This window comes from Cutibacterium sp. KBN10P07758 (genome assembly GCF_050286205.1).
Lineage (GTDB): Bacteria > Actinomycetota > Actinomycetes > Propionibacteriales > Propionibacteriaceae > Cutibacterium > Cutibacterium acnes.
In genome coordinates this window covers 1,522,802-1,547,563 of the sequence record NZ_JBNNQV010000001.1, presented here as the reverse complement: position 1 = coordinate 1,547,563, position 24,762 = coordinate 1,522,802, and the positions used below count along the sequence as shown (strand labels likewise).

Here is a 24,762-nt window from a genome sequence, read left to right as displayed (position 1 = left end):
CCAAGGTGCCAATGCCGTCTGCGAGCCCCCCGGAACGCTTCTGTGAAGGAGCGATATGGCATCAACAATGGTACGTAAGCTTGTGTCGGAACTGGTGGTAGCGGCGGATCGGTTTTGTAAACCTATCCTGCAGGCCTTGTTCGACGTAGTGATCAACGACGGTCTCTTGGCTCCCAAGGGGGGATGATCCGGACACCGCCCATGCCTACCGCATCTGTGCTTCTGCGGTCATCAGTTAAGTATGGACAAGGATCGGAAGAGCATGATCTGTGAGGCATTGCCAATGCGATGGGTTCCATCCCGCGCCCCCCAAAAAAAGAGATAGTGCGGGTCCAGGGCTGTCGAGAGTCATCGTTGGTGCCTCGACAGACATCGCTGTAGTCGCCCATAATTTATCGGTTATAGAAGTCGGTCGATCTGCAAATTTCAATAGTCGTGATGCGGAACTATGAGATATCTTTCCCTAAGGTAAAATTGAAGAAAGTTTTCCTTATTCGTAGTAAACATACTAGAAACTGTCTTACTCAATGAAAAAGTGGTCCGAGTCATAGATCGGATATCTCAAGACCAGGTTGCCATTAATAGTGCATTGAGAGTTGATGAAATTGATGAAAATTAGTAGTAGCTGTGAGTTATCATCGTATCTTCCGCTAAACCAACTCGTATGGCATGAGGAATGTGAGACTTTGCGTCTCAAGCGTCTTACAAAATTGCTAGAACATGAAGCATTACGAGAAAGCATCCACGTAGCCCAAGGGGCACCTTACATCATCCTTGATGGAGCCCACAGGTGTCGAGCAGCTTTTTATTTAGGATTCGATTCCATACCAGCACATGTTGTCCCGATGGCTCCAGAGCAATCCGTATCTGGTTGGGTACATGTCTATAATACTCGGAAATTTTCTTTCATGCCACCATTGGTGCATGGGGAGGATCGGGGACCCACTATCGCTATTTTACACGATGGTGACTTGCGACAAGAAGTCCATTCGAAGAGCGATTTGGCCTCGGATCTATTTTATGCTTATTGGGATCTTGCGGAGCTCTTGGGTGGATTTTATTATCGACGTTCAGCGGATGTACCTGCTCAAGGACAGTCTGTGGAATGGGTTCTTCCTTCATGGGGAGCTATAGCCAAGATAGCTACTAATTACGGGCCACTACCAGCAGGTATAACTCGTTTCGGATCAGTTTTTTTCAAAAAGTGCCCACGATGCATTGCTGAGCGCGAAAAATCTATCATGAGTGATCCAGTACTTGATCGTGACGAGGTGAAGAGCCTAGCTGTCATGAAGGATTGAAAGAGATATTTAAGCCGCATCTCTCCTGGTGAGATATGATCTCTGTTAATGCTTTTCTCGAGGCGACTTGGAATTTTGATAATTACAAAATGATCTTAACTAAGATTGGGCAACCAACGAAGTTGCTCTTGAGGTTCTTCTGAACAGTGAGATGGTGGCAGTCCATCTAGTAATTCTTGCCCGCTGACGCAAGAGATGACGACTTCCTCGCCGTGGCCACAGACAGAGATCACATGCGAGTTATCGGCATCGCACCAACTATAAAACTGAATACCGTCTGTCATCCCTTCAGCTGGCGACAGCAAGGTTTGATCTATTACTGAAAAAGAATCTAACTGAACAGTGAGACCCAACCCCAGATATTTGAGGTATGCCTCCTTCCGTGTCCAGATCATCGCTCGAGCGATGGAGAGGGGAGCCGTAGCGGTTGTCCGCAAGGCCTCCACTTCTTCCACTGAAAAATCGTTCGAGACCACCGCTAAACCTGGCTCAGCGACTGCCTCGACGTCTACGCCTACAGGATGTGGGCTTGTGGCACAGACAATCCACTTCCCATCGTGCGACAAGTTGAACTTAGGACCATCGCGGTTTGCTAGTAGCGGCTTCCCGAAAGCGTTCTTCGATACCTCTGACTGTACTGGCACCTTGTAATCAAGCTTCAATGAATAGGCCCGGAGTTCGTCAGCTATGAGGCAGCGCAAGCAGTCATCGATTCGCACGTATCTTCGTGCTCTATCTCGTCGTTCAGGACTAGCTCTTTCCATCAGCTGTGGCAAGGCACTCTTGGGGAATGTATCGAGTGACACACGAGAGATGTAGATCAATTTTTGGTCCTCTCTTTTATGTGGTCCTATAAGGAGATAGACTAGCTCATGAAGTAGGTGACAAGTTACTTCAGCGTGTATCACTAGGGAGGTCACGCATATGTGTTGTTGTCTCTGTCATTCTATCAACGCCATTCGTAGGCAGGATCAACATGATCAAGATCCGTAACTTCTTGCCTAAACCTCTTCTAATAACGCCCATAGCCTGTACAAGACTCCTCATTATAATTTGCTTGTATGTTATGAAAACTTCCGATGGCATGTCATGCGCAGTAGGAGCACATAAATGATTGCAGGATCTATTGAAGAACTAGATGAAAACTCTCAATTTGTCCGCTTGAAAAATTCATTTCCTAAACATGATGTTTACGCAAAATTAGAAGGTTTAAACACTGCTGGTTCCGTAAAACTCAAGACGGCTATTGCACTCGTCGATAGCTTAGAAAAGCTTCATGGTCTTCAGCCAGGAGGTTGGGTCGTAGAGTCTTCTTCTGGGAGTTTAGGCATAGCACTTTCCGGTGTATGTGCGCGCCGAGGATACAAATTAACAATTGTTACAGATGTGAATGCAAATTCAAGGTCGATTTCGCATATGCGTGCACTGGGCGCGGAAGTGGAAGTTGTTCAATCATTGGATGCAGCGGGCGGATTTCTTGGGACGCGACTTGCTAGAGTTCGCGAATTAGTAGAGATGCCAGGAGGGCCTTTATGGACAAACCAGTACGAAAATGTAGCCAATCCTGAGGTTCATTCCAAGAAGACATATAGAGCGATCGTCGAAGAGTTAGGAGATCCTGATTACCTATTTGTAGGTGCTGGTACCACTGGCACGCTTATGGGTGTATCTAGGGCTGTCATGAAGCGTGGTTCATGCACCAAAGTTTGTGCTATTGATAGCACTGGTTCAGTGACTTTCGGAGGAGCTCCTTCGCGGCGATATATCCCTGGTCTAGGCGCTAGTGTAAAGCCACCAATCTTTGACGAAAAATTTCCTCTAAAACGGTATTATATTGATGAAATCGATACCGTGAGACAGTGCCGACGCATTGCGCAGGTAGAAGGATTTTTACCGGGTGGATCGACTGGCACTGTGCTAGCAGCTTTTGATGCTCTTCGAGATAAAATTCCCGAGGGAAGCCGCGTTGTCATTATTGCGCCGGATCTTGGTGAAAGGTATCTGGATGGAGTATATAACGACGATTGGGTTATGGAAAACTTTGGGGAATCAGCATTTAATTATGCCATTCGTCCTGTTGCGCACGAAGTGAAAGAAACGGAAGGTATTTAAATGACGAAATATGGTGAAATGCTAATTATAGACGCCAAGCTTGTCGAAACATTTTTAAAAGGCAGAGAGTCGTTTCTCATCGATCTTGTTGAACGTGTTTATCGAGCACATCACGCTGGAAATACAGTATGTCCCGATAGTTATTTTCTTCGGTTTCCAGATACTCCACGAGATCGTATCATAGCGTTGCCATCTTATATCAATGATCAAACCTGTGTGTCGGGAATTAAATGGATTTCTAGCTTTCCTGAGAATGTTGATCATGGGCTACAAAGAGCTTCAGCAGTCATCGTGCTAAATAACACAGATAACGGCTATGCTTATGCGTTCATCGAGGCCAGCCGCATTAGTGCGGCTCGTACAGCTGCCTCGGCTGCGCTTGCAGTTCGAGTTCTTCACGGTGCTCCTACGAGTATCGGTGTAGTAGGCAGTGGCCCTATCGCACAGACAACTTTACATTTTATTAAGTCGCTATACACGACAGCGGTTCCAGTGAAAATTCACGATTTAAATAGTGAATTAGTCGCACGTATAGTCACTCGCCACGGCCCCGAGTGTTCGGTAGTCAGTTTAGAAGAAGCTCTTGGCTGTGATCTCGTGCTATTAGCCACCAGCGCCGGAACTCCTTATGTGCCGATGAGTGTACGTTTCCAACCGAACCAGCTCGTTCTCAATATCTCGCTTCGTGATTTACACCCTGAGACCATTCGAACGGCTAATAACGTGTTTGATGATGTTGAACATTGCCTGAAGGCAAACACTACACCCCACCTCCTCGAACAATTGAACGGAAATCGAAATTTCATCACAGGCACACTGGCGGAATTCATATGCTCTGAGAAGCAGCTTGACCCTGATCATCCAACCGTATTCTCTCCTTTTGGTTTAGGAATTTTGGACCTTGCTGTTGCTCAAAGCTTGTACGAGCACGTTCAAATATCCGGCGATGGATTACGTGTTCCAGACTTTCACGGAGACATGAAACGGTGAATATAGAGTGATAAACCTTACCAAAAGTTTGGAAAAAAATGGGTTGAGCTTGCTCGCTACCGGGAGTGCACTGGTCGGGGAAAACGTCGACTGGCCTTTAGAACGCACACTCTACTCGTATTTAGTTGAATGGGCCCAGATCACTTCACATCACGTTACCGTAATAGATATTCATGGTGAAGAAATCACCTACGAAATGTTATTGAATCGAGTTAACAATCGAGCCTATCTCTTGGAAAAGAAACATGCCTTTGGGAGGGTAGTCATTTCAGAGCACTCGCGCGGTATCGAATGTCTTGTCGATATCCTAGCTTGTAGTGCCGTAGGTGCCATCTATACACCCATTGATCCTCAGTGGCCAGAGGCTCGTCGTAAACATATTAAGACGATCACGAACGCGGCCGCCATTTTCACTGAAAATACCTCGCACGTAACGGAAGCAAAGGCACCATTAGGAGTCACATTTCTGGAGCGTGTGGATGATCCTTTCAACACTCCAAGCTACTGCTTTTTCACCTCGGGTAGCACAGGTGAACCGAAAGGTGCGCTAATCGCGCATATGGGCATGATGAATCACTTGCATAGCAAAGCCCATCTCCTTCATCTTGGTGCTGACTCAGTTGTGGCCCAGACGGCACCCACCACCTTTGATGTATCCATTTGGCAATTTTGCTCAGCCTTACTGGTAGGCGGTGCAGTACGTATCGTCCCCAACGGTATTTCACAGGATCCGCATGAGCTTTTTTCTTTACTGAAAGAGAAACATATAACACACATTGAACTAGTTCCGACAGTATTTCGTGAACTTATTCACGAAATCGGGCCAAGCGTGTCTTTCTCTGGGCTTGAGTATGTTCTGGTGACTGGCGAAGAATTACCCCTTCGGTTGGCTAAAGACTGGGCAGAAAAATTCCCGTCTGTCCCGTTAATTAATGCGTATGGTCCTACGGAATGTTCTGACGATGTAACGCATGCGATCGTGGATGGCGAATCGCTTAACTCAGGTGAAGTTCCCATCGGAATTCCAATACCTAATGCGTCTTTATACGTCCTAGAGTATGCAGAAGGTACTTGGCGTCCAGTTCCTCCTGGAGCGCAAGGTGAGCTTTTTGTTGCTGGTCTTTGTGTGGGTTTAGGTTATATCGGAAGCCCAGATAAAACCGCTCAAGCATTTGCCAGGATTGACGGATACCCATTCCGAATATACCGCACCGGAGATCTCGTTCACCAGCGAGCGGATAGTCAACTGGTTTACGATGGCCGCGCTGATCGACAGATAAAAATTAGTGGAGTACGGATTGAGCCCGGTGAAATCGAGAACCGTATCCTTCAAGAAATCCCAGAGCTTGAAGACGTTGTAGTAGTTAAATTCCACCCTCGTGTCCGTGAACGTCGCGCAATGGTGCTCCGAGAAACGACGCACCAGTTTCTTCGCCAAGGAGACGCTAGCTTGGCTGCATTCTATCTTCCTCGCGCCGATTGTTTAATTACTCCCAAAATGCTTAATAATCGCGCGAAAAGCAGTCTCCCGAGAGTGATGTGTCCATCCCGTTGGATAGAGGTTACTGATATTCCCACTACTTCAAATGGCAAGGTAGATATTAAGTTATTAGAGCGCCGTGCTGGGGAACTGTTACTGAATGAAATTCAAGAGTCAAGAGAGGGATCCATTCCCGGTAGAGTTGAACAGAATCAGGACTCTTTCATTCTTCTCGTTCAGGACGTGCTTGGCACTCCTGTGAATCCAGAACTAACATTTATCGAATCCGGAGGCGATTCTCTTCGAGCAATTCAGCTAGCCAATATTGTCCGCTCACGAGGATCTTACGTAAGAGTACGAGATTTGCTTTCTTCATATACGTTAGGCTCTCTAGCAAAAGAATATCAAGCACAACAGATATCTCCGAAGAAATCGACCTCTGCAAAAAGATCTCCTTCCCGCTTTGATGACGTCAAAATTCCTTTGACTTGTGACATGAATCCGGCTCAGCAAGGAATTTATTTTCAATGGCTACTGGAGCCTGAAAGCCCTTACTATAATTATCAGATACTGTTAGAATGCGCTGGGTCGAACACCGATAGAATCCGTCGTGCTCTTGGCCAGGCATTACGGGCGAATCCACAGCTAATGGCGAAGTTTGGAGTGGATTCAACTGGGAGATTTACACAGACGTTTCCTATCTCTGCTATCGATATGGATGAAATCTCAATACACGAAGTGGCCTCTGCGCAAGAGGCTCGTAAGATCTGTTGGATGAAAGCAGCAGTCCCTTTTAACCTGGAGGAAGGTCCCGCTATCGCCGTGGACGAGATCCGTATAAATGGATATTCTACCTGGTTCGTTTTGACCATGAACGAGATCCTTATCGATGGCTGGGGAGCAATGAAGTTCATGGAACAGTTAATTTCTCTTTTTGAGTGTCGTAACATGGACGATCAGAAGATCGAAGTCAAGACAGCTATGACTTCAGCTCTGGAATATTTCCAACATCTGTCGAAACCTGAAGAGATATCCGCTGAAGCACGAGAATTTTGGTCAAAATCACTCGATGGAGTGAAATCATGTTTCCCATTGCGCGATACATTAAATAGTTCGTGTGATCCCTACGCTGCTTCTGTTATAGAGGTCTCTCTAGATGACGAAGCGACTGCTGAGATCCGTTCCACTGCGCATGCATTGAGTACAAGCCCATTTGCAGTATTTGTGGCTGCTTATTCGTTAGCGTTGGCAGCGGTCTCTGACCAACATGATTTTGTTGTCGGTGCACCAGTAGCAGGGCGAAACGATGAGTATGAAATTGGCGTCCCAACTCTGATGCTTAACATGATTGCAATACGAACTCGTATAGATGTCGAAAAGAAAATTAGTGACACAGTACGTTCGATGATATCTAATGTGACTGAAGCTGTCTCATTCGGTGACAGCGTATTTAGCAAGGTTGTTTCTGAGTTCGCTGATCACACGAACGAGGATCCATTGTTTAGCACGATGGTTAATATGCTTACTTACCCGTCTCTGGAGTTTTGGGATGGTAATCGAAGCCTTCACTTAACTGAATTGAATACTGGGTTTACGAAATATGATGCGTCTCTTTATATCCAGCGACACGGCGAAGATTATACCTTGCAACTTGCTTATAAAGTGGCGTATGTGACACCAGAACGCGCTAATAAAGTACTGGCTCTTACAGCGTGGTTCCTTACCTCTGATTGGCTCTCGGGGAAGACGACTGTCGCTAATGCCATAAAAACTGCCCTTAATGATTGTGATACATCTCAGATAACAATGCTCAAAAGCTATTGATGTAGTATGAAGGGAAATAAAGATGCAACCGTCACATGATTTGCTGGAGGGGTTTCGTAATATAGTCATTCAGAAACCAGGTGATGTCTGTCTGACCGGTCCCGCCGGCGAGCAATGCTCATGGGAACAGCTAGTTAAAAATATCCTTGCGTGGAGAAGGTGGTTCAACCGAAAACAAAGTGAGGGCGTTACTTTTGCTGCTCGACTCGATTTATCCGCCAAATCTGTTGCCCTTGTAATAGCAGCTGTGACGTTGCCTGTCAAAATTGCTTGGATTCCGTTGAATATTCCGGCTTCACGAGAGCGGGACATGATTATTAATCTTGGGCCTAAAACGGTTCTGATCGACGACTCAACAGCGGAAGAAGCGATTTTTGCAGGGAACTGGATAAGTGATGTCAGGTCCTTGACCTGGAGCGGTAAATCAAAATTCTTATATTTCACATCTGGATCAGAAGGAGTTCCGAAAGCCGTCCAAGTAGGAATGGATGCGGTGCGGAACCGTATCACGTGGATGTGGAACGCCTACCCTTACGAGTCAAGCGATCTTGTGGTCGTCCAGAAGCCACTCTCATTTGTTGCTTCATTTTGGGAAGTGTTGGGGACTCTGCTGGCAGGTGTTACTGGTGTTTTGATTACTAATATCGAGCGTAGCAGACCTGACGTGATGTTCGATCGACTTGCGTCTAGTGGTGCTACCCACCTTTTTACGACACCTCCAGCACTAGCCAGCTTGTGTGACATTGCCACAGAGCAAGGGAGCACTCTTCCTCAGCTCCGTCTAGCGTGCAGCAGTGCAGACCAGCTGATGGCAAGCGTTGTCCGTCAATTCTTCGAGATCGCGCCCCGTGCGCGAGTAGTGAATCTTTACGGAGCTACTGAGACGTCGGCTAACACAACAAGTTTCGAGGTTTCTCGGTCAGGTAGCATTCCGGACCCTATCCCCCTTGGCGAGCCGATCTGTGCTACGAAAATTGTAATTCGGGACATGAAAGGTAACGAAAAGTTATCTGGGGAAGAGGGGCAGATATGCGTACAGGGTGCCCCAGTGGCCGATGGATATATCGTTAATGGTCAACTCAGTCCAGGGGACGATGCGTTCTTTACACTTGGAAGTGGACAACGTGAAATACGGACTGGTGATCTGGGAATCATCAAGGATGGTGTCCTTTCACTGGTTGGCAGGCTCGATAATGCGGTAAATATCGCTGGATACAAGATCCACTTGGAAGAGGTTGAAAGAGCTGCAGCTCGAGTTGCTAACTCCACGAAACAATGTGGTGCAGTTTATCACCAAGGCAGTGGTGGATTTTTGGCGCTCGTGATTCCACGCGAATGGGAATCTCAGGTCACGACTTCTCGTCTTGCCGAATTTCTACCTTCCTATATGATTCCTCTCAAGATCGTAACTACGCAGAATGTTCCTAGATCAAGAACGGGAAAAATCGATCGGAGCGAGTGCCTGAAATTGGTAACACAGAGCGAACTCTACGATCACGACAGAATATCCCAAGGACAAATGCAGCGTAACAGTGTTCACGATCAAGTGCAAAATATCTGGGATATGGTCCTTGGAAAGAAGAGCCACGGTGAAGATCGTGATTTTTTCTCCGCAGGTGGAAATTCGTTGCGCGCTGTTCAGCTTTTGACCGCCATCGGTAAACAGTTTGGTGTTCGTGTCCCCTTGCGGAACTTCTATTCCAATCCAACGATTTCCTGCTTGGTCAGCTTGCTGATGCCTGTTGAGGAGCGCGAGCAGTGAATCCGGAAGTTTGGCAGCGTATTAGTTCAGCAACTACCTCTTGTTGCTCCACAGTCCTGATATTCCCTCCTACGGGTGCCGGAGCTCCTGCCTTTCAATCGATGTCTGTCTTAGAGGGGGATACTACAGTTTGGAGTTACTGCCCGCCTGGCAGGGGACAACGATTACTTGAACCCGGCATCAGAACCATGGGAGAGTTCGTCAGCAAGTTTCGATCATCCTTCGATATTCCGACTGGGCCGTTGATACTCGCCGGGGTTAGCTTTGGCGCGATGCTAGCGTTCGTAGCTGCTCATATTTTAGAAAATGACGGAATCTTCGCGACTCGTTTAGTTGCCTTATGCGGGCAAAGTCCTAAGAGTTACAGGGGGGAGCGAGAGGGATGGAACTTGGAACGTGCACGGCAGCGTATGCGTAGCTACGGATTGACTCCTAAAAGTATTCTGAACTCCGATGAATCCGATGATCTGTTTGTTCGCCCTACGCTCGATGATCTCTTACTGGCGGAATCGTGTTGTGGTAACCAACTTAAGCAGATTCATGTCCCTATAACCTGTGTTTCCGCTATTGATGATAAGATTGTTTCTTCCGAAGAGGCCATCCAATGGCGTGAAGCTACGAGTGAGACGTACAGATTGATCGAAGTGACCGGAGGGCATTATGCACATGAAGGTTTTAGAAGAAAGGAATGGTTAAATGTTTTCTCGTGACAGCGTAGTGGCTGAAAGAAACTGGGCAGTGTTGGTAGGTGTCACCACATCTGGATCTCATGCCTCAACGCGTTGGTTTAAAAGCTTCTATGAAGCGTGCCAGAAGCGCCACATAATGATATGTGGCGTAGATTTCGAGGAAGAACTAAAGAACAAAATTCCGCCGATTTCTGTTGATTGTTTAATTAGAATATCCGGACCCTACAGGAGAAGCTTAGATGCTGATGAGATCGCTAAAATAGCGACAGAAATTGAAACCCGATGCCCTGGAAGGGTAGCTCTTTCAACGGCACTGCGCGAAAATTATCAGTTGCAGAATAGTCTTTTAGCTGAAGCTATTGGTGTTGCTAGAAATACTGCTGATTGCATTGAACGTATCCAAGATAAACCAGCGTGCCGCGATGCGCTTCGAAAAGCTGGTATCTATCAGCCACAAAGCTTGCGTATTGTTGGAGTGACTTCTGATGGGTGCCTACAATTTAGTGATGCATCAGGTGCTGTCGTTGAAAAACCAACCGATAGCCCAAGAGGCTGGATTGTTAAGCCATCCATAGGAATGGGCAGTGTTGGCGTTAGACACATCTTAAATGTTGAAGATACTTCTGGACTTGATGCTGTCGTTCTCGAGGGGAATTACTGCTTAGAAGAGTTTATCACGGGTATTGAGTACTCAGTTGAGGGTATTGCTATAGATGGACGGGTATGCATCTACACAACCACAGCAAAAACAACCAATGAAGATTTCGTTGAAATTGGTCATATCCAGCCAGCTGATCTGAACAGTATATCCAGCAAACTTGAATTTGAAGAACAGCTTCAAAGCTGTGTAAATGCGCTTGGAATTGAGTGTGGAAATCTGCATGTTGAATTTTGGGTCACACCTGAGAAAAAAATTGTATGGGGAGAATTTCACGTGCGTCAAGGCGGAGATTTTATTGCGCCGGATCTTGTGTCAGCTGTGCGACCAGGGATCGACTACTATGGAAATCTGATTGATTCTTTGTGTGGACTTCCTCTCCATCCTTTGCCTGAGATAACCCAGTGTGCTGCTTCAAAGTTTATCGAAGCCTCGCCTGGAGTGGTATCAGAGGTTTCGCTCTATGACAGTGTCCCTGAAGAAATCGATTTGTATTGGGAATGCTTCCCAGGAGAAGTAGCACATGCAGTAAATGGTTCGCATGCAAGGGTAGCTGCTATTGTTGCCCGTGGCAATGACGAGCATACAGTGACTCAGTTATTGGATCGCGCTGCTAATGCTTGCGTAGTGCGTGTCGCTCCTGTAAGCAGAGATTAGTTGCGTGGCAGTAGATTTTACGGCGAGCAGTGAAACACACACCATGACTATATTATGCGGCACGCTACGATAACCTTGTTCGCAGCTTTAAACATCGTCGTCAGTCGCGTGGCTGGAGTTGTCAACGTCCAATATCGCCATCAAGGGTTTTCTGTCTCCTCTAGGAAGGATTGCACCTAATTATGAATAATTTCTCTACGCACAAACATGTTGAGATGCGTGATTGGGTCGCTGCTAATATGAGTTCCGTGTTCAACTATTCCCACAGCGGCTCGTGGTTGAGCTCTCGGTCGAGGTGTGTTCTGGCGTCATAGACCGACAGGCCATCAGCTATGTGAATGATCGGAACCAGTGAAGACAGCACCACTATTCGCACCCTTCGCCAACCTCTGGAACGACCGATAATCTTCGCATGAACCAAGAGCATAGATATAATGTCTAATATTCACTAGAGAAAGCTTTATGCATCGAATATGTCATACCAATATGAGCATTAAACTCGAAGATTCGTGCGGGAAGATAAAGTTTGTGATGAAGCGATTAAAGAAGCTGTTAGCGTCGTTGATTGGACTCAAGTCTAGGGGTGCCAGTGAAGACAATAGGGACACGAAGTAAACCGTCAAAATCGCGGCTTCCTGGGCGTGTATTCAACCTCATTATGGCAGACCAAGTTCTCAGCCAATCATCTTACTTTGCGTTGCTACCGGTCCTCCCTCTATTGCTTACATTGAAATTTGGAAGTACGCAGGAACGGCTCATCGCGGGGTCGGTAAGCGTGCTTACACTGATGACTCGTGGTGGTGCTCTATTTCTTGCTTCGCCACTTCACCGTTTATCAGTGCGAAGTTGCGTAAGAATTGCTCTTACTCTGATCTCGGTTTCTTACGCTGTTGTGGCGCTTACGGCAAACCCCTATGCGATAATTGCTGCTCTGGGCGCTGCGGGCCTAGGGTTCAGTGTTAATGGTACTGGTGTGCGAAGCTTTATAGCGCTAGCAACTCCTGATAGAGCTTCCCAGAACCGCGGTTTCGCTGTCATTCAAGTTGTCGCGAATTGCACTGCGGCGGTAGGTCCTATTATCGGTAATATGATACTTGATAGAAATATTTATGAGCAGTTTCTATTAGGAGTCAGTGTAGCGCTCTTTATCGCTGCGATATTAGCGCCAATGGCTGCCCCGAAAGGCGTGATGATGAGCGAAGGTTCCCTGAGGCCGCCGATGGGGATCAAAATTTTTCGTGAATTATTCAGGACGGCTGATGCGAGAAAAATAACGATCGTAGCACTAATAGGCAGTATCCTGATAGGGCAATTCTTTTCAAGTTTTTCCCTAGTCTTTTCTGCAATAGCGACAAGTTCTATGATGAGGTCGCTGTTCTATACAACTAATGGAGTGCTTGTCGTGTTGATTCAAATTCCGATATCTTTGCTTGTGGAACGCCAGCTAAAAATTGGAGTGAAAGTCCAGAAGATCATGATGTCAGGAGTGTGTACTCTTGGCATATCGATGCTATTCTTTAATGCTTCAAGGGGATTGCTTGGCGTAGTCCTTGTATTCTGTGGGGTGTTTATCTTTTCGTTGGGGGAGACGGTATTCACGCCAATTCTTAATGTTGCTTTTGCTAACCTCACCGAGGGCCGACCTGTCGTGGAATCGATGAACATGAGGCAGCTCACCTCTGCTGTAGGTGAGACGGTCGGTGTTTGGATAGGACTGTCCGTCTACAGCCAGTTGGAGCATGCCCATCTTGGCCTCATGTACTGGATTGCTTTGACAGCCCTGGCTGCTCTGTCGCTGCGTTGCAAATGATGATGGACAGTCCGTTCGATGGTTCCCAGACAGATCCTGTACCGGGCGGCTTTCTGGAAATTATGCTTGGAAGAAGCTACCGCGAGTCCTTTTACCAGATTGGACCATAATCGTACGGTTGTTTCGGAATGCTTTGTCGAACAGGGGTAGCTCTTAGAGCTTTCCTCGGTTTACCGCGCCCGTTTTTATAAAGGTGTGGTTAAGGAGGTGATATTAATGGCTATGGTTTCCTTTGAAGAGTGTCCTCAAGGGGTTGTTAGTGTCAGTGGCACGGTGCTGTTTCGAGGGTGGTCTGAATATGCTGCTTAATGGCAGTGTGAAGCGTTTCGGTGTTGGTGTGGGCTGTGTTGAAGTTGAATGGGCCGAATGTATCGAGACCGATTATTTGAGGTGTCTTAACTGATGTCGGCCGTTTTCGCCTTGGCCGGCTCGGGTGCGTCGGGGTGATGAGGATGTTGAGCCGGTGCGGTGGGCCACGATCGGATTTGATGGTGCGGGGCGGGTAATCGAGGTGGTGTTTGTTCGTGGCGCTGACGGGTCCGTATTGGTGATTCACGCGGATTGGTTGACGAAAGGGTTTCTGGCTTAGATGAGGAGGGCGAGATGAGTGAGTTTGTTGCCGACAATGGTGTTTTATTAGCGATGAGATGGTCAGTCGGTGGGCTGGTGAAGCTGAGTCAGGTTTTGAGGGGTTGCAGGTCGAGTCGTTCGGGGGTCGAGCTTGGGAGGAAGTGGAGACTGAACCCCTGGAACCTTGCACGATCCGAGTGAGTGCCAGCGTGTGGAGGCTGATCGAACGGGATGTGTCCCGGCAGGGCATGACCGTGTCTGCGTGGACTTGTCAAGCGCTCACCCGTGAGGTCACCCAGACCCTCAAAGCTAGCTGAGGGTCCAAGAGCCAGGGGCGCGTGGAGTCGTTGTGGGGCCGTGGTTTCCGTCGAGGCTGACGTGGGCCAGGTGCTCGAAAATGGCAGACCAGATGTGAGGCCTGCTGGCCGAGGTGCGAAAGTATCGAGATGTGCACTGGCTCGTGCTCAGACCGCAGAGGGAAAACTCGCCAAGTCCGACCTCGGACGTGCCCGACTTATCGACCAGAACCGGGCTTACCGGGCACAGTTGCGACACGATTTCTGGACATAGCACCCTGAGCCGGCGACCCGTTGCCCCTTCATGTGGTAATATTTTACTGCTTTTCGATTAAATCGACAGAAAGAAAAACAGTGAATCTCATTTCATTTGTCTGTGCATTCATTAATCCTCCGTTGAACATTAGCTCAATTTCTCTTTACTGATAAATTTATGAGCAAACGAGAAATTCTCCGCAGGGAACAAGAGCGCGAATCACTCAAGATGAAGCGCCGTAAGATCACCTATGTCGCCGTGGGCGTACTGGCCCTCTCTCTTATCATCTTTGGTACGATACTTGCTATTAATAAGTCCCGCCAGGGTCCCGCTATAGAGACTTCCCAGGATACGATCTCTAAGGCGATTGTCTCCATTCCTAAAAGCGTTTATGACAAGGTTGGCCCCGGTTCTTCGGAGCTCCAGGTCACCAAGATTGGGAATAAACCTGACAAGGACGGCAAGGTAAAGCTCTTTTATGTGGGGTCTGAGTTCTGCCCCTTCTGCGCGATGGAAAGACTCCCTCTCGCGGCAGCTTTGTCTCGATTCGGAACCTTCAGCGGGCTAAAAGACACCCTGTCAAGCCCGGCAGAAAAGGAACTTTCCAACATTCCTACGATTACTTTTAGGAACTACAAGTACAGCAGTAAGTATGTTGACTTGGACGCCTATGAGTTAGCCGATAGGGAAGGTCGGCAAATAGCAAACTTGCCGGAATCTAAGCAAGATATATTTAGCAAGTACAACCCAGGACGAGGCATCCCTTTCTCCTACTGGGGCGACATCACCACATCGAATCCCAGCTACATGCCTTGGATGGCGAGGGAAGATCCGAAAAACGTGGTAAAAGCTCTTTCTAATCCAAATTCAAAAGAAGCGCAGGCGATCGTAGGAGGGGCGAATCTCTTCACTGCCGAAATTTGCTCCAGGACTGGTAACAAACCTGCGAACGTCTGCACGTCGCCTGGCGTGAAGGCAGCAGCTGAAAAACTGAGGTGACCCGCAGCCTTGGTCTAGGCGCATGGCAAGACAAAACCCCTCGTGAGCAAGTCCAGTTCAGGAGGGGTTTCTGTGAGTGCAGGCTTGAGGCTGAGGGTGTGGTTTAGGCCGTGACCTCATCGCTTACGCGGTGTCTTGATCGGGTCGAGTCTCGAGCTGGTCACGAAGGGTGCGCTGGTAAGGGGTGTGGGGTCTTGACGCGGATCTGGTGGGCTCCTGTGAGGGGTGCAGCTCCTGTGGGAGTTGTCTCTTCATAAGATCTCGGAGTTGGTGTCGGCTGGGGGATCGTTGTATGTGGGCTGGGTTTTCTTCTCACACCACGCCGATACATAGATGTATTGATGCACTGATACATGTGTGTAATGATGCAGATATGTCACGGGTTATTTCTGTTGTTAACACCAAGGGTGGGGTTGGGAAGACGACCACGGCGGTCTACCTGGCTACGGCCCTGTCTTGCCAGGATCGGGTCGTCTTGTTGGATGCCGATCCGCAAGGATCGGCGACGTCTTGGGCTACTGATGCTTTTGAGGCCGGTGACCGGCTGAATTTTGAGGTCCGCCCGGCTAATGCCCCCATTGTCAGGCGTTGCCGTGACATCGATGCTGACTTGGTCTTTATTGACACTCCTCCTGGTGACTCTCAGACGGTTACCGCAGCCCTCGAGGTTGCTGATGTGGTTATTATCCCGACTGAGTCGGGGGACCTGGATATGGATCGAGCGTTGATGACCTACCAGGTGGCCCACGGCACGCGCCGGGCCTTGCTCTTCAACAAGGCCGATTGGACCAGGCAATACCGTGACGCCTATGAGGGGGCCGCCGCTGTCGAGGGCCTAGACGTTCTCGACGCGGAAGTTCATCGGCGGGTCGCCTATCGGCAAGCCATCGGGACCCGGCCAACAGATCTAGGAGAGTTCGCCCAGGTTGCTGCCCAGATCCAGGAGATGCTGAAGTGAGTAAGAACCGCAAGCCCACCGCCGCAGACAAGGCCAGCCGTTACACCGGTCGGATGGCGGCAAGTCAGGGAGCTAGTGTCTCTGAAACCTTTCAGTCAGCCAAGACTCCGATCACCGCGTTCAACGTCAAGCTACCCACCGCTACCCACACGGCGCTGAAGATGAGGGCCGTCGAGGAGCACACGACTATGAACGACCTTTTGCGCAAGGCCCTGGAACACACTTACGGCTTCCCTTACGACCCCTACCAGTAAGGGGACGAGACATAGGGTACGAGGCTGGCGACGTACTAGGTGCGTCGCCGGTCTCGTTGGTGATAAGGAAGTCGTGAAATCTGGGGGAGGTCTAACGGGGCCGGGCGTGTATCGATACCAACAGGTCACCGGCTCATGTCCGCTGGTGTCCTGGCGCAGCTGGAGCGAGCAGGCGTGACGAGTCCGAAGGAGTGAAAGTAATGAGCATGACAGCAGAAGTTGGGACGGTCTATGACGTGATCGCCCATCGTGAGGTCTCACCTGAGGCGAATTTCTGGGTATTCGAGATTCCGGCCCTCGGGGCGGTTGGGCAAGCAGTGAAGTTGGGTCAGGTCGCAGACGAGGCCCGCGGAATCATTACCGCCTGGGATGAGGATGGACCCGATGAGAAGGCGTTTAAGGTTCACGTTCGCTTGGATGGTGAGGCCGACGCCCGCCGCATGTGGGAAGAAGGTGAGGAGGAAGAGCACCAAGCCCGGAAGGTGCTTGATCACGCGGCCACACGCAAGCGTGAGGCCGTCACTCTGCTGAGGGTCGAGAAGAAATACAGCGCCACCGACACCGCCCGCGTGCTTGGGGTGACCCGCCAAAGGGTTTACCAACTCACCCGCTGATGCCCCTCTGAATACTTACCAGCTGCTCGAAAACCACCGTTTTCGAACGTGGCTCAGAATGGCAGATCCTGTCGATGAGACCGTCCTCCCACGGTCACGAGGCTCTTCCGCTGGGGCTGGCGACAAACCGGACTAGCCGCTACCGGATCAGCGACGATATTTCGGGAACCGAACTGTACGCGGCGGCGCGGCGAGTCTGACCGATTGATCATCACAGTGGCGACCGGGAGACCGACACTGACAAGAGTGAGGGGGCAGACACCTCTTGCCCCTCACATGCGCAACCCGAACCAGACCTCAGTCAGGTCGTTGGCTGCCGATTCACCTGACCTCACAGCGATCGGCTCACCATCGTCGCCGTGAGCTACGTGACATACCACGCGTTGCGGGTGAAACTAGCTTCCCGATAAACATCGTGCCAATCAACGTTAGTAGCCCAGCACGTCGCACACTACGCCCCACATAATCAGTAGCGGGATGTGAACCCGGACGTCGCTTACGCCAGTGATGTACAAAAAACGGCACCGCAATCGCCGCAGCAAGACAGGCGTACACAACCACATTACCTACCACGTGGTAGAAGTGTTTATAAGGAACATACTCAGCAAGAACAGCCGCCATGATCACTAGGACGGTACTATTGATCGCCACGACACCTACACCAACGATGTCTTGGATAATTTCAGCCACAATGTGCCCAAACCGTCCCGGATGTCTCTTGCTCATCGTTGCCACGTTCAACACATCCTGCCAGCGCAAAGACCCACTTATACATACACCATAACGGTGCCGCTCATGTCAGGCCAGCCCATACCGGACACACGTCCCTAGCGCCGGTTCCACTCTGATTGCGGGTAGCTGGGCGGCTCAGAGGTCGCAGTGGAAGAAGACCCCACTTTCCCTTCTTGGGATTCCCCCATGACACTGCTACCGGCCGCTTGAGCCCTGAAACAGCTCAGCTCAAACTACTGCAACAGAGTTCGTCAACCGGCATGCAGAATCGGTCCAGAAAGCCGCAGCTAACATTGCCTCGCCATGACCACTACAACTAGGCCTGTGCTCACCGCGCGGGCCTTCACCATAACGGTTGTTGGTACCAGTCTAATAGTGACACCCCTGAGGCCATCGCTTCACTTATCCCACGATGCTGACGTGCCGCCTCACGCAACGCACATCGTTTAACGGTAGCCCTCGAACTCCTGCTCGCGTCACCACTCCGACCGCCCAGCCTGGATCAACGCCCTCGGACTCGTACCCGACGCGATCACCAGCCCTGAACTGCGTGCACGTTGGGAACACGTCGCTCGGCGCATCAACGCCTACCGCGACTTCACTGGATGAACCACCCCAACATCATCCTGCCCGCACCTAACCAAGCATCAACAGCCCTGCCCACTACCACCGCACTGGCCACCCCACCACACCGGCACCTGACCATAACCCAACGCCTTTACCCGAATAGGAGACACGATTGACGATGGCAAGAAAAGAACTAGCGTGGCGGCCCCACATCGTAACAGTGAGATTGTGACTCCAGACACAAAGAAGCCCCCGGCTTCGGTCCGCGTCGTGCTGGACATCCCACCGGGGGTTGGGTGGGATGTCCTCAGACTCCCACTCCGTTTTCGTAGGAATAGGCTATTACGCAACATCGCGCTAACACAAACCTTGGAAGAAGCCGATGAACACACGACTGTTATGGCGCTTAGAGGACTACCAGGCTGCAGACCTCTACCAAATAGGGGGGTGTGGAGGAGTGTGTCACCAGTGTCACAGTGGATTTGACTAGGGGATTCACGAACCATTCCAGGACGACGGTCACGGCCACTATGACGCCGCGAGACGCTATCGGGCACCCGTAAACGCCACACCGATTGCGCCCGATGCAGCCCACCCTGTTCCGCTCGCTCACACCCACGAAGACGCTCAATCAAGCCTGCGCCTACTAACATCCACAGCCCGAAACACCGTCCGCCGCGACGACGACGTCAACTGCGACAACGTATCCACCCTCGGCCACGCCAGATCATCATCAGCAAAATTCGCCAATGCGGCCAACACCAACTTGTGAGTCGGATTCACAAGCGAGGCGTACTTTCGGGCTATACGGCAGACGAAGCTGTGGGGATCACTGTCAACTCACTCATGTTCAGAAAAAGGCTCACTCGGGTGGAGCTGGGGCGAGCTTTGGGGGTTACCCCAGCGGCCGCTGGGCGAAAGCTGCGCGGGGAGATTGGGTGGTCTATCGGCGACCTATTCCATGTTGCCGAATTTCTTGGTGTAGAGGTCAGTACTCTGCTGCCCGCGCGGGGTAGAAAAATCCCCGCCAACCCTGAAGCTGACGGGGAACTGGTAGCGGGGACAGGATTTGAACCTGTGACCTCCGGGTTATGAGCCCGGCGAGCTACCGAACTGCTCCACCCCGCGTCGGCTCGCTTCACTATACAGATCACACTGTTGCAGTACAAATCAGATGTGGGAAAGCCCGACCGAAAAGCCAATGGTGGTGGGTACTCATTCTCGGGCGCCCTACCACACTGATCTCGAGGGGTTCGCGTAGGGCGCACAGGGGGTCTATGCTCGCCGGCAGGGCGCCGAGCCCGAAGGGAGCATGACTAGACGATGCGAGACCAGCTCAAAGCTGCAGGGCTAGCCGTTGCGGTAGCTTTGTCGGCCACAGGAATCGCCGGTTGCCAGTCGACTGACGACAACGTACTCACCATCGGGGCAACAGCAGCCCCTCCAACCCTCGACTTAGTGTCCAACGCGGCCGCGGCGATTCCGCAGGTCCTGCTCTATAACGTTTATGAGACTCTCGTTCGGGTTAATGATTCGGGCAAGCTCGTCGGGTTGCTGGCGAAGTCGTGGAAGCTTTCTGATGACGGTCTGAGACTCACTTTTCGCCTTGACCCCAACGCCCGGTTCGCGTCTGGCGCCCGGGTGACTTCGGCTGCCGTCAAGGCTTCCCTAGAGCTTATGAGGGGTGCGTCGGCAAGCCCGGTGAATCAGGCAAACCTGGCTGCGATCAAGGCTATTCATACCCCGGATGACTCCACCGTCATCCTCGATCTGTCGAATCGCGACAACTTCCTATTGTTTAACCTGGCCAGCACGTCGGGAGTTGTCATCGATCCGGCGACGAAGGACCTGGCTACCCGACCTCAAGGGTCCGGACCCTATGTCGTCACTGAGTTCACCCCAGGACATTCGGTGACCTTGTCTCCGTCTCCGCGACCTTGGCACGAGGGGAATCGCCCTACCGTCCGCTTTGCTTACTATTCCGACCCGACATCTCAGACGGCAGCCCTGCTGTCGGGGGATCTCGACGTGGTCTCCGACATGACGACTCCGCAAGCGTTATCCCGGTTTACCGGTAACCCGAACTATCGGGTGTTACGTGGGACCACCAACGGCGAGGTGGTCCTCGGAATGAACAATACGTCGAAGGCTCTCTCAGACCGGCGGGTGCGTCAGGCCATCCTTATGGCGATTGACCGGAAGGGTCTGCTTGACGTCGTCTGGAACGGGCAGGGAACTCTCATCGGGTCGATGGTTCCTCCCACTGACCCCTGGTATACCGACCTGTCTCATACCTGGCCACATGATCCGGTCCGGGCACGAAAATTGCTTGCTGACGCCGGGTATGGCAACGGCCTTACTCTCAGGCTCCGTACAGCCGCATTGCCCTACGCGACTGCAGCGTCCAGGGTGGTGGCCTCTGAGCTTGCCCAGGTTGGCATCAACGTCGTCACCGACGAGCTGGAATTTCCCGCCCGTTGGCTCGATGTCGTTTACACCCATGCGGACTACGACCTCACGATCGTCGCCCATGTCGAGGCTCGCGACATTGTCAACTGGGCGAACCCGGATTACTACTGGCGTTACCACAATAAGGAATTTAATCGTCTTATCGAGTCGGCGCGCACTGGTCCGGCCGATCGCACCAACGAGACGATGATGCAGGCCAGCCGGATCCTGGCTACCGACGCCGCGGGTGGGTTTCTCTTCCTTATGCCGAAGATCACCATCAGCAAGTCTGGCATCACCGGTCTGCAACGCAACTCAACGTCAATGAGTTTCGATCTGACCAAGGTGAGGAGGTCGAAGTGACCGTCCTCAAACGTGTCTTAATTCCCTTAGGGGAGCTGCTGGTGTGGCTAATCGTCGCTTCCTTTGTCGTTTTTGCGCTACTCAGCTTGCTACCCGGGGATGTCGCTCAGGTTATTCTTGGCGCCAATGCCGACCCCAAAGCTGCTGCTACTGTGCGCTCTCGGCTTGGACTCGATCTTCCCTGGCCCCAGCGTTACTGGGACTGGATTAGTTCCCTAGTTCGGGGTGACCTTGGCACCTCAATGGTTTCCGCCGAACCCATCGGCCCGCAGATTGCTTCTCGTCTTGCGGTGACCGGCTGGTTGGTTGGGTTGTCCCTCGTGCTCGCTCTGCTGGTCTGCTTACCGGTAGGAGCGTATGCAGCTGTACATCGTCGGAAAAGTCGCGGCTTTGTGGCCTCAGCACTGTCCCAGGTTTTGATGAGCATTCCTGCCTTCTTAGCTGGCATCCTACTCATCTTGCTGTTCTCCGTGACTCTCGGTTGGTTACCGGCTGGCGGCTACGTTCCCCTGCATGAGGATGCCGGTGCATGGGCAGCCCACCTCATCTTGCCTGTGTTGTCTCTCTCGATCGTTCAGGCAGCCGTCATGATGCGGTATGTGCGCAGCGCCTTCATCGATGTGCTAACTGACGATCACATGCAGACGGCGCGGGCGGTCGGGTGGCGGCTGTGGCCGGCCCTGCATCGTCATGGGTTGCGCAATGCCTCGATCAGTCTGGCCACCGTGCTTGGACTTCAGGCCAGCGCGATGCTTGTTGGCGCCATCGTCGTGGAAGAAGTGTTCGTCATTCCTGGACTCGGGTCGTATCTTCTCGACGCAGTCAGCACCCGTGACTTGCTTGTCGTGAGCGACGTCGTCATGGTCATCGTGGCGATTGTGATGGCCATCTCTTATCTCACGGACCTCATCGTCGTCGTCCTCGATCCGCGCCTACGAACAACGATCCGCGCTGCTCAGGAGGAGCATTCATGAAACGGGCAGGTCTGGTCATTGGATGTGTGCTGGTTGGAATCGTCGTCATCGCGGGGGCGACTTCCGCAGTGTGGACTCCGCACGATCCCAATCTTGTTGTCCCAGCTGAACGGCTGACGGGGCCTAATGGGCAGTACTGGCTAGGCACTGACGGATTCGGTTCCGATATTGCCTCGCGAATGTTTGTGGGTGCTCGTACTTGTCTGCTCGTTGGCGTGGTCTCAGTGCTCATAGCAGCTGGTATCGGGGTGCCTTGGGGGGTTACCTCGGCAATGCTGCCTCGTCCGTGGTCAACAGTCGTTGGTCGAGCCGCAGACCTTCTCTACGCTTTCCCGGCCCTGTTGCTTGCCATCATCCTGGCGGCTGCCGTAGGCGGATCGACGCTGACAGGGATGATTGCGATCGGGGTATCGACGGTGCCAGTGTTCGCACGCATTACCCGAACTGCCAGCCGCCAGATCCTCGCGCAGGACTATGTGGTTGCCGCGCGCAGCTCCGGGATGGCATGGAGGTCTGTGGCTTTTAACCATGTTCTTCCCAATATCGCTCCACTGATTGGGGTGCAGGCCTCTGTCTCCTATGGCACGGCGATCTTGGCCGAGGCTGCGCTGAGCTACCTCGGTTTAGCGACACCGGCGACCGTCCCGACCTGGGGGCGTATGCTGCGGGACTCGCAGGTGTACCTTTTTGATTCACCCTGGTTGACCGTGGCGCCAGCCGTGGCTATCGCGGGAGCCGTGATGGGATTCACCCTTCTTGGTGACGGATTACGAGACTTCCTTGACCCGCGTTTGAGGGAGGTTCGTTGATGCCTTTGCTAGAGGTTAATGACTTGGTTGTCGACTTCGGACGGCATCGGCGGGTCGCTGTTGACCACGTGAGCTGGTCTCTGGAAGCCGGTGAGCGACTCGGACTCATCGGCGAGTCTGGGTCGGGCAAATCCGTCACAGCCCTGGCGATCATGGGCCTGCTGCCTGGCAACGCGCACGTGTCTGGCTCGGTGCGCTGGCGCGGTAAGGAGCTACTAGGTGCCTCGGACCATGCCATGTCGGCCCTTCGGGGCGGCAGTATTGGAATGGTTTTCCAGGAACCTATGACCGCTCTGGACCCAACTATGAAGGTCGGTCGGCAAGTAGGGGAGGTACCGCTCCTGCATCGCACCGTCACTCGCGGCCATGCTCGTGGACGCGTCCTTGAGATGCTTGAGCAGGTCGGTATTGAGGATCCAGCCAGGGTGATGGATTCCTATCCGCATCAACTGTCCGGTGGCCAGCGTCAACGGGTTCTGCTTGCCATGGCGTTGGTGAACTCGCCGGATCTGCTCATTTGTGACGAGCCGACGACCGCCTTGGACGTCACGGTGCAGTCTCAGGTACTGGCGACTATCGATGAGGTGCTTGACTCGGTTGGTGCCGCATGCCTATTTATTACCCACGATTTGGCGGTTGTCTCGCACATCTGCCGGGAGCTTATCGTCATGACGTCGGGCAAGGTCGTTGAAGCCGGATCAGCGCGTGATGTGTTATCTCACCCTGATCATCCTTACACTCGTCGCTTACTGCGGGCTGCCCGACTCGACCTTGTCGAGCCTGGGACGACAATCGCGTTGGAGGATTGATGACGGCTCAGATCGAGGTCGAGGATTTGCACCTGCACCTGGGATCAAGCAGTGGAGGCACCAATGCTCTTGATGGAGTTTCGCTGCACGTTAACGAAGGACAGCGGCTAGGTCTAGTCGGCGGGTCTGGCGCTGGAAAATCCACCCTGCTCAAGGCGATGATGGCGCTACGACAGCCAGATTCGGGGACTGTTCGTTTTAGGGGGACATCCCTCACAGATGCCAACGCTATCCGGGAGCTTCGGCGATCCGCTGCGATGGTGTTCCAGGATCCACGGTCCTCCCTCGACCCTCGTATGAGTATTGGAAGGGCGATCACTGAGCCGTTGCGGTCGCCGGTTGCACGACGAACGACTCGTCAGCAGCGCAAGGACAGGCTGGCGAAGGTCATGGTTGACGTTGGCCTGGATCCCGAATCTGCTAGTCGCTTCCCACACGAGTTCTCAGGCGGGCAACGACAACGTATCGCCATTGCGAGGGCCTTGGTGACTGAACCCGATGTCCTGGTTGCTGACGAACCCGTGTCGGCGCTGGATGTGTCGGTGCGGGCCCAGGTCCTTAACCTACTCAATGATCTAGTGAGGGAACGCGGTCTGACGATGATCTTCGTTTCCCATGACCTAGGCGTCGTGCGACATTTATGTGACACGGTAGCTGTCATGAGCGTCGGGCGGATCGTCGAGCGGGGTAAGCTCGCGGACGTGTACCGTGACCCGCAGCACGTGGTTACTCAGGAGCTACTAAGAGCGATTCCACGCATTCGCGTCGATGATTCCACCCATTGAGACGCCCGCAACGGGTCGCGCTTGCCCCCTCCATAAACTGGCGGT

At 51.8% G+C, this 24,762-nt stretch carries 26 protein-coding genes, 1 tRNA gene and 3 pseudogenes; 24 read left to right on the top strand and 6 right to left on the bottom strand.

Annotated elements, in window-relative coordinates:
• Positions 1-608 precede the first annotated feature (608 nt).
• Positions 609-1,301 carry a transcriptional regulator gene (locus ACOYO3_RS07625; protein ID WP_002547649.1) on the top strand — a complete coding sequence of 231 codons (693 nt, stop codon included), beginning with the start codon at positions 609-611 and terminating at the stop codon, positions 1,299-1,301.
• Between the two features lie 95 nt (positions 1,302-1,396).
• Here the strand turns inward: ACOYO3_RS07625 and ACOYO3_RS07620 are convergent, their stop codons facing one another.
• Positions 1,397-2,221 carry a 4'-phosphopantetheinyl transferase family protein gene (locus ACOYO3_RS07620; protein ID WP_002526556.1) on the bottom strand — a complete coding sequence of 275 codons (825 nt, stop codon included), beginning with the start codon at positions 2,219-2,221 and terminating at the stop codon, positions 1,397-1,399.
• A 190-nt stretch (positions 2,222-2,411) separates the two neighbouring features.
• Here ACOYO3_RS07620 and sbnA point away from each other — a divergent pair, with 190 nt between their 5' ends.
• From sbnA to ACOYO3_RS07605, 3 genes and pseudogenes are all read left to right on the top strand, one after another.
• Entirely contained in the window at positions 2,412-3,413 is a 1,002-nt protein-coding gene (gene sbnA, locus ACOYO3_RS07615) for a 2,3-diaminopropionate biosynthesis protein SbnA (protein WP_002513414.1), read from the top strand.
• Positions 3,414-4,403 (top strand): 2,3-diaminopropionate biosynthesis protein SbnB, encoded by a 990-nt coding sequence (gene sbnB / locus ACOYO3_RS07610; RefSeq protein ID WP_002529432.1) that lies wholly within the window; start codon positions 3,414-3,416, stop codon positions 4,401-4,403.
• A 7-nt stretch (positions 4,404-4,410) separates the two neighbouring features.
• Positions 4,411-5,484: pseudogene (locus ACOYO3_RS07605) on the top strand (AMP-binding protein); the annotation flags it as partial.
• A gap of 51 nt (positions 5,485-5,535) precedes the next feature.
• Here ACOYO3_RS07605 and ACOYO3_RS07600 read toward each other — a convergent pair.
• A complete protein-coding gene (locus ACOYO3_RS07600; protein ID WP_002524909.1) occupies positions 5,536-5,841 on the bottom strand; it encodes a hypothetical protein in 306 nt (101 codons plus the stop codon).
• On the opposite strand from ACOYO3_RS07600, the pseudogene ACOYO3_RS07595 reads away from it, so the two are divergent.
• The 14 genes and pseudogenes from ACOYO3_RS07595 to ACOYO3_RS07530 all read left to right on the top strand — a co-directional run.
• Positions 5,803-6,222, top strand: a pseudogene (locus ACOYO3_RS07595) (phosphopantetheine-binding protein); the annotation flags it as partial. The gene ACOYO3_RS07600 and the pseudogene ACOYO3_RS07595 overlap by 39 nt on opposite strands.
• Before the next feature lie 156 nt (positions 6,223-6,378).
• The gene (locus ACOYO3_RS07590; RefSeq protein ID WP_427305921.1) at positions 6,379-7,707 is read left to right on the top strand and encodes a condensation domain-containing protein; all 1,329 of its coding nucleotides are present in this window, start codon (positions 6,379-6,381) and stop codon (positions 7,705-7,707) included.
• A gap of 310 nt (positions 7,708-8,017) precedes the next feature.
• Entirely contained in the window at positions 8,018-9,469 is a 1,452-nt protein-coding gene (locus ACOYO3_RS07585; RefSeq protein WP_002524911.1) for a non-ribosomal peptide synthetase, read from the top strand.
• On the top strand, positions 9,466-10,179 hold the full coding sequence (locus tag ACOYO3_RS07580; protein WP_002524912.1) for a thioesterase II family protein: 714 nt from the start codon (positions 9,466-9,468) through the stop codon (positions 10,177-10,179). The genes ACOYO3_RS07585 and ACOYO3_RS07580 overlap by 4 nt, the downstream gene beginning before the upstream one ends.
• Positions 10,166-11,473 (top strand): ATP-grasp domain-containing protein, encoded by a 1,308-nt coding sequence (locus ACOYO3_RS07575; protein WP_002524913.1) that lies wholly within the window; start codon positions 10,166-10,168, stop codon positions 11,471-11,473. The genes ACOYO3_RS07580 and ACOYO3_RS07575 overlap by 14 nt, the downstream gene beginning before the upstream one ends.
• A 658-nt stretch (positions 11,474-12,131) precedes the next feature.
• Complete coding sequence (locus ACOYO3_RS07570) at positions 12,132-13,283, top strand: MFS transporter (RefSeq protein WP_023031531.1); 1,152 nt, start codon at positions 12,132-12,134, stop codon at positions 13,281-13,283.
• A gap of 463 nt (positions 13,284-13,746) precedes the next feature.
• Complete coding sequence (locus tag ACOYO3_RS07565) at positions 13,747-13,872, top strand: hypothetical protein (protein WP_002513422.1); 126 nt, start codon at positions 13,747-13,749, stop codon at positions 13,870-13,872.
• A gap of 58 nt (positions 13,873-13,930) precedes the next feature.
• Complete coding sequence (locus tag ACOYO3_RS07560; protein ID WP_002513423.1) at positions 13,931-14,170, top strand: hypothetical protein; 240 nt, start codon at positions 13,931-13,933, stop codon at positions 14,168-14,170.
• A gap of 40 nt (positions 14,171-14,210) precedes the next feature.
• The gene (locus tag ACOYO3_RS07555; RefSeq protein ID WP_002516836.1) at positions 14,211-14,423 is read left to right on the top strand and encodes a hypothetical protein; all 213 of its coding nucleotides are present in this window, start codon (positions 14,211-14,213) and stop codon (positions 14,421-14,423) included.
• 159 nt (positions 14,424-14,582) lie between these two features.
• Positions 14,583-15,404: a DUF929 family protein gene (locus ACOYO3_RS07550; protein WP_002517842.1), complete on the top strand. Its 822-nt coding sequence runs from the start codon at positions 14,583-14,585 to the stop codon at positions 15,402-15,404.
• Positions 15,405-15,777: 373 nt separating this feature from the next.
• Entirely contained in the window at positions 15,778-16,362 is a 585-nt protein-coding gene (locus ACOYO3_RS07545) for a ParA family protein (protein ID WP_002517727.1), read from the top strand.
• Positions 16,359-16,616, top strand: coding sequence for a hypothetical protein (locus ACOYO3_RS07540; RefSeq protein WP_002513427.1), 258 nt, complete (start codon positions 16,359-16,361; stop codon positions 16,614-16,616). Before ACOYO3_RS07545 ends, ACOYO3_RS07540 begins: the two co-directional genes overlap by 4 nt.
• Positions 16,617-16,816: 200 nt before the next feature.
• A complete protein-coding gene (locus tag ACOYO3_RS07535; protein ID WP_002524917.1) occupies positions 16,817-17,230 on the top strand; it encodes a hypothetical protein in 414 nt (137 codons plus the stop codon).
• Positions 17,231-17,304: 74 nt separating this feature from the next.
• Positions 17,305-17,430 (top strand): hypothetical protein, encoded by a 126-nt coding sequence (locus tag ACOYO3_RS07530; protein WP_002518895.1) that lies wholly within the window; start codon positions 17,305-17,307, stop codon positions 17,428-17,430.
• Between the two features lie 145 nt (positions 17,431-17,575).
• Here ACOYO3_RS07530 and ACOYO3_RS07525 read toward each other — a convergent pair whose 3' ends face one another.
• The 3 genes and pseudogenes from ACOYO3_RS07525 to ACOYO3_RS07515 all read right to left on the bottom strand — a co-directional run bounded on the left by ACOYO3_RS07525 (position 17,576) and on the right by ACOYO3_RS07515 (position 19,312).
• On the bottom strand, positions 17,576-17,971 hold the full coding sequence (locus tag ACOYO3_RS07525) for a hypothetical protein (protein ID WP_002518896.1): 396 nt from the start codon (positions 17,969-17,971) through the stop codon (positions 17,576-17,578).
• 638 nt (positions 17,972-18,609) lie between these two features.
• Positions 18,610-19,160 (bottom strand): annotated as a pseudogene (locus ACOYO3_RS07520) (hypothetical protein).
• Entirely contained in the window at positions 19,157-19,312 is a 156-nt protein-coding gene (locus ACOYO3_RS07515) for a helix-turn-helix domain-containing protein (RefSeq protein WP_002516837.1), read from the bottom strand. The pseudogene ACOYO3_RS07520 and the gene ACOYO3_RS07515 overlap by 4 nt, the downstream one beginning before the upstream one ends.
• A 63-nt stretch (positions 19,313-19,375) precedes the next feature.
• On the opposite strand from ACOYO3_RS07515, the gene ACOYO3_RS07510 reads away from it, so the two are divergent.
• The gene (locus ACOYO3_RS07510) at positions 19,376-19,624 is read left to right on the top strand and encodes a helix-turn-helix domain-containing protein (protein WP_014167252.1); all 249 of its coding nucleotides are present in this window, start codon (positions 19,376-19,378) and stop codon (positions 19,622-19,624) included.
• Here the strand turns inward: ACOYO3_RS07510 and ACOYO3_RS07505 are convergent.
• A tRNA-Met gene (locus ACOYO3_RS07505) sits at positions 19,581-19,657 on the bottom strand. The two genes, ACOYO3_RS07510 and ACOYO3_RS07505, sit on opposite strands and share 44 nt — an antisense overlap.
• Positions 19,658-19,852: 195 nt before the next feature.
• On the opposite strand from ACOYO3_RS07505, the gene ACOYO3_RS07500 reads away from it, so the two are divergent.
• Genes ACOYO3_RS07500 through ACOYO3_RS07480 form a run of 5 tightly spaced genes read left to right on the top strand, consistent with a single transcriptional unit; the run spans position 19,853 to position 24,717 of the window.
• On the top strand, positions 19,853-21,340 hold the full coding sequence (locus ACOYO3_RS07500; protein ID WP_002516792.1) for an ABC transporter substrate-binding protein: 1,488 nt from the start codon (positions 19,853-19,855) through the stop codon (positions 21,338-21,340).
• Positions 21,337-22,314 (top strand): ABC transporter permease, encoded by a 978-nt coding sequence (locus ACOYO3_RS07495; RefSeq protein WP_002524920.1) that lies wholly within the window; start codon positions 21,337-21,339, stop codon positions 22,312-22,314. Before ACOYO3_RS07500 ends, ACOYO3_RS07495 begins: the two co-directional genes overlap by 4 nt.
• On the top strand, positions 22,311-23,123 hold the full coding sequence (locus ACOYO3_RS07490) for an ABC transporter permease (RefSeq protein WP_002524921.1): 813 nt from the start codon (positions 22,311-22,313) through the stop codon (positions 23,121-23,123). Before ACOYO3_RS07495 ends, ACOYO3_RS07490 begins: the two co-directional genes overlap by 4 nt.
• Positions 23,123-23,932, top strand: coding sequence for an ATP-binding cassette domain-containing protein (locus tag ACOYO3_RS07485; RefSeq protein ID WP_002516854.1), 810 nt, complete (start codon positions 23,123-23,125; stop codon positions 23,930-23,932). The genes ACOYO3_RS07490 and ACOYO3_RS07485 overlap by 1 nt, the downstream gene beginning before the upstream one ends.
• Positions 23,932-24,717 carry an ABC transporter ATP-binding protein gene (locus tag ACOYO3_RS07480; protein WP_002516865.1) on the top strand — a complete coding sequence of 262 codons (786 nt, stop codon included), beginning with the start codon at positions 23,932-23,934 and terminating at the stop codon, positions 24,715-24,717. Before ACOYO3_RS07485 ends, ACOYO3_RS07480 begins: the two co-directional genes overlap by 1 nt.
• Positions 24,718-24,762: the final 45 nt, after the last annotated feature.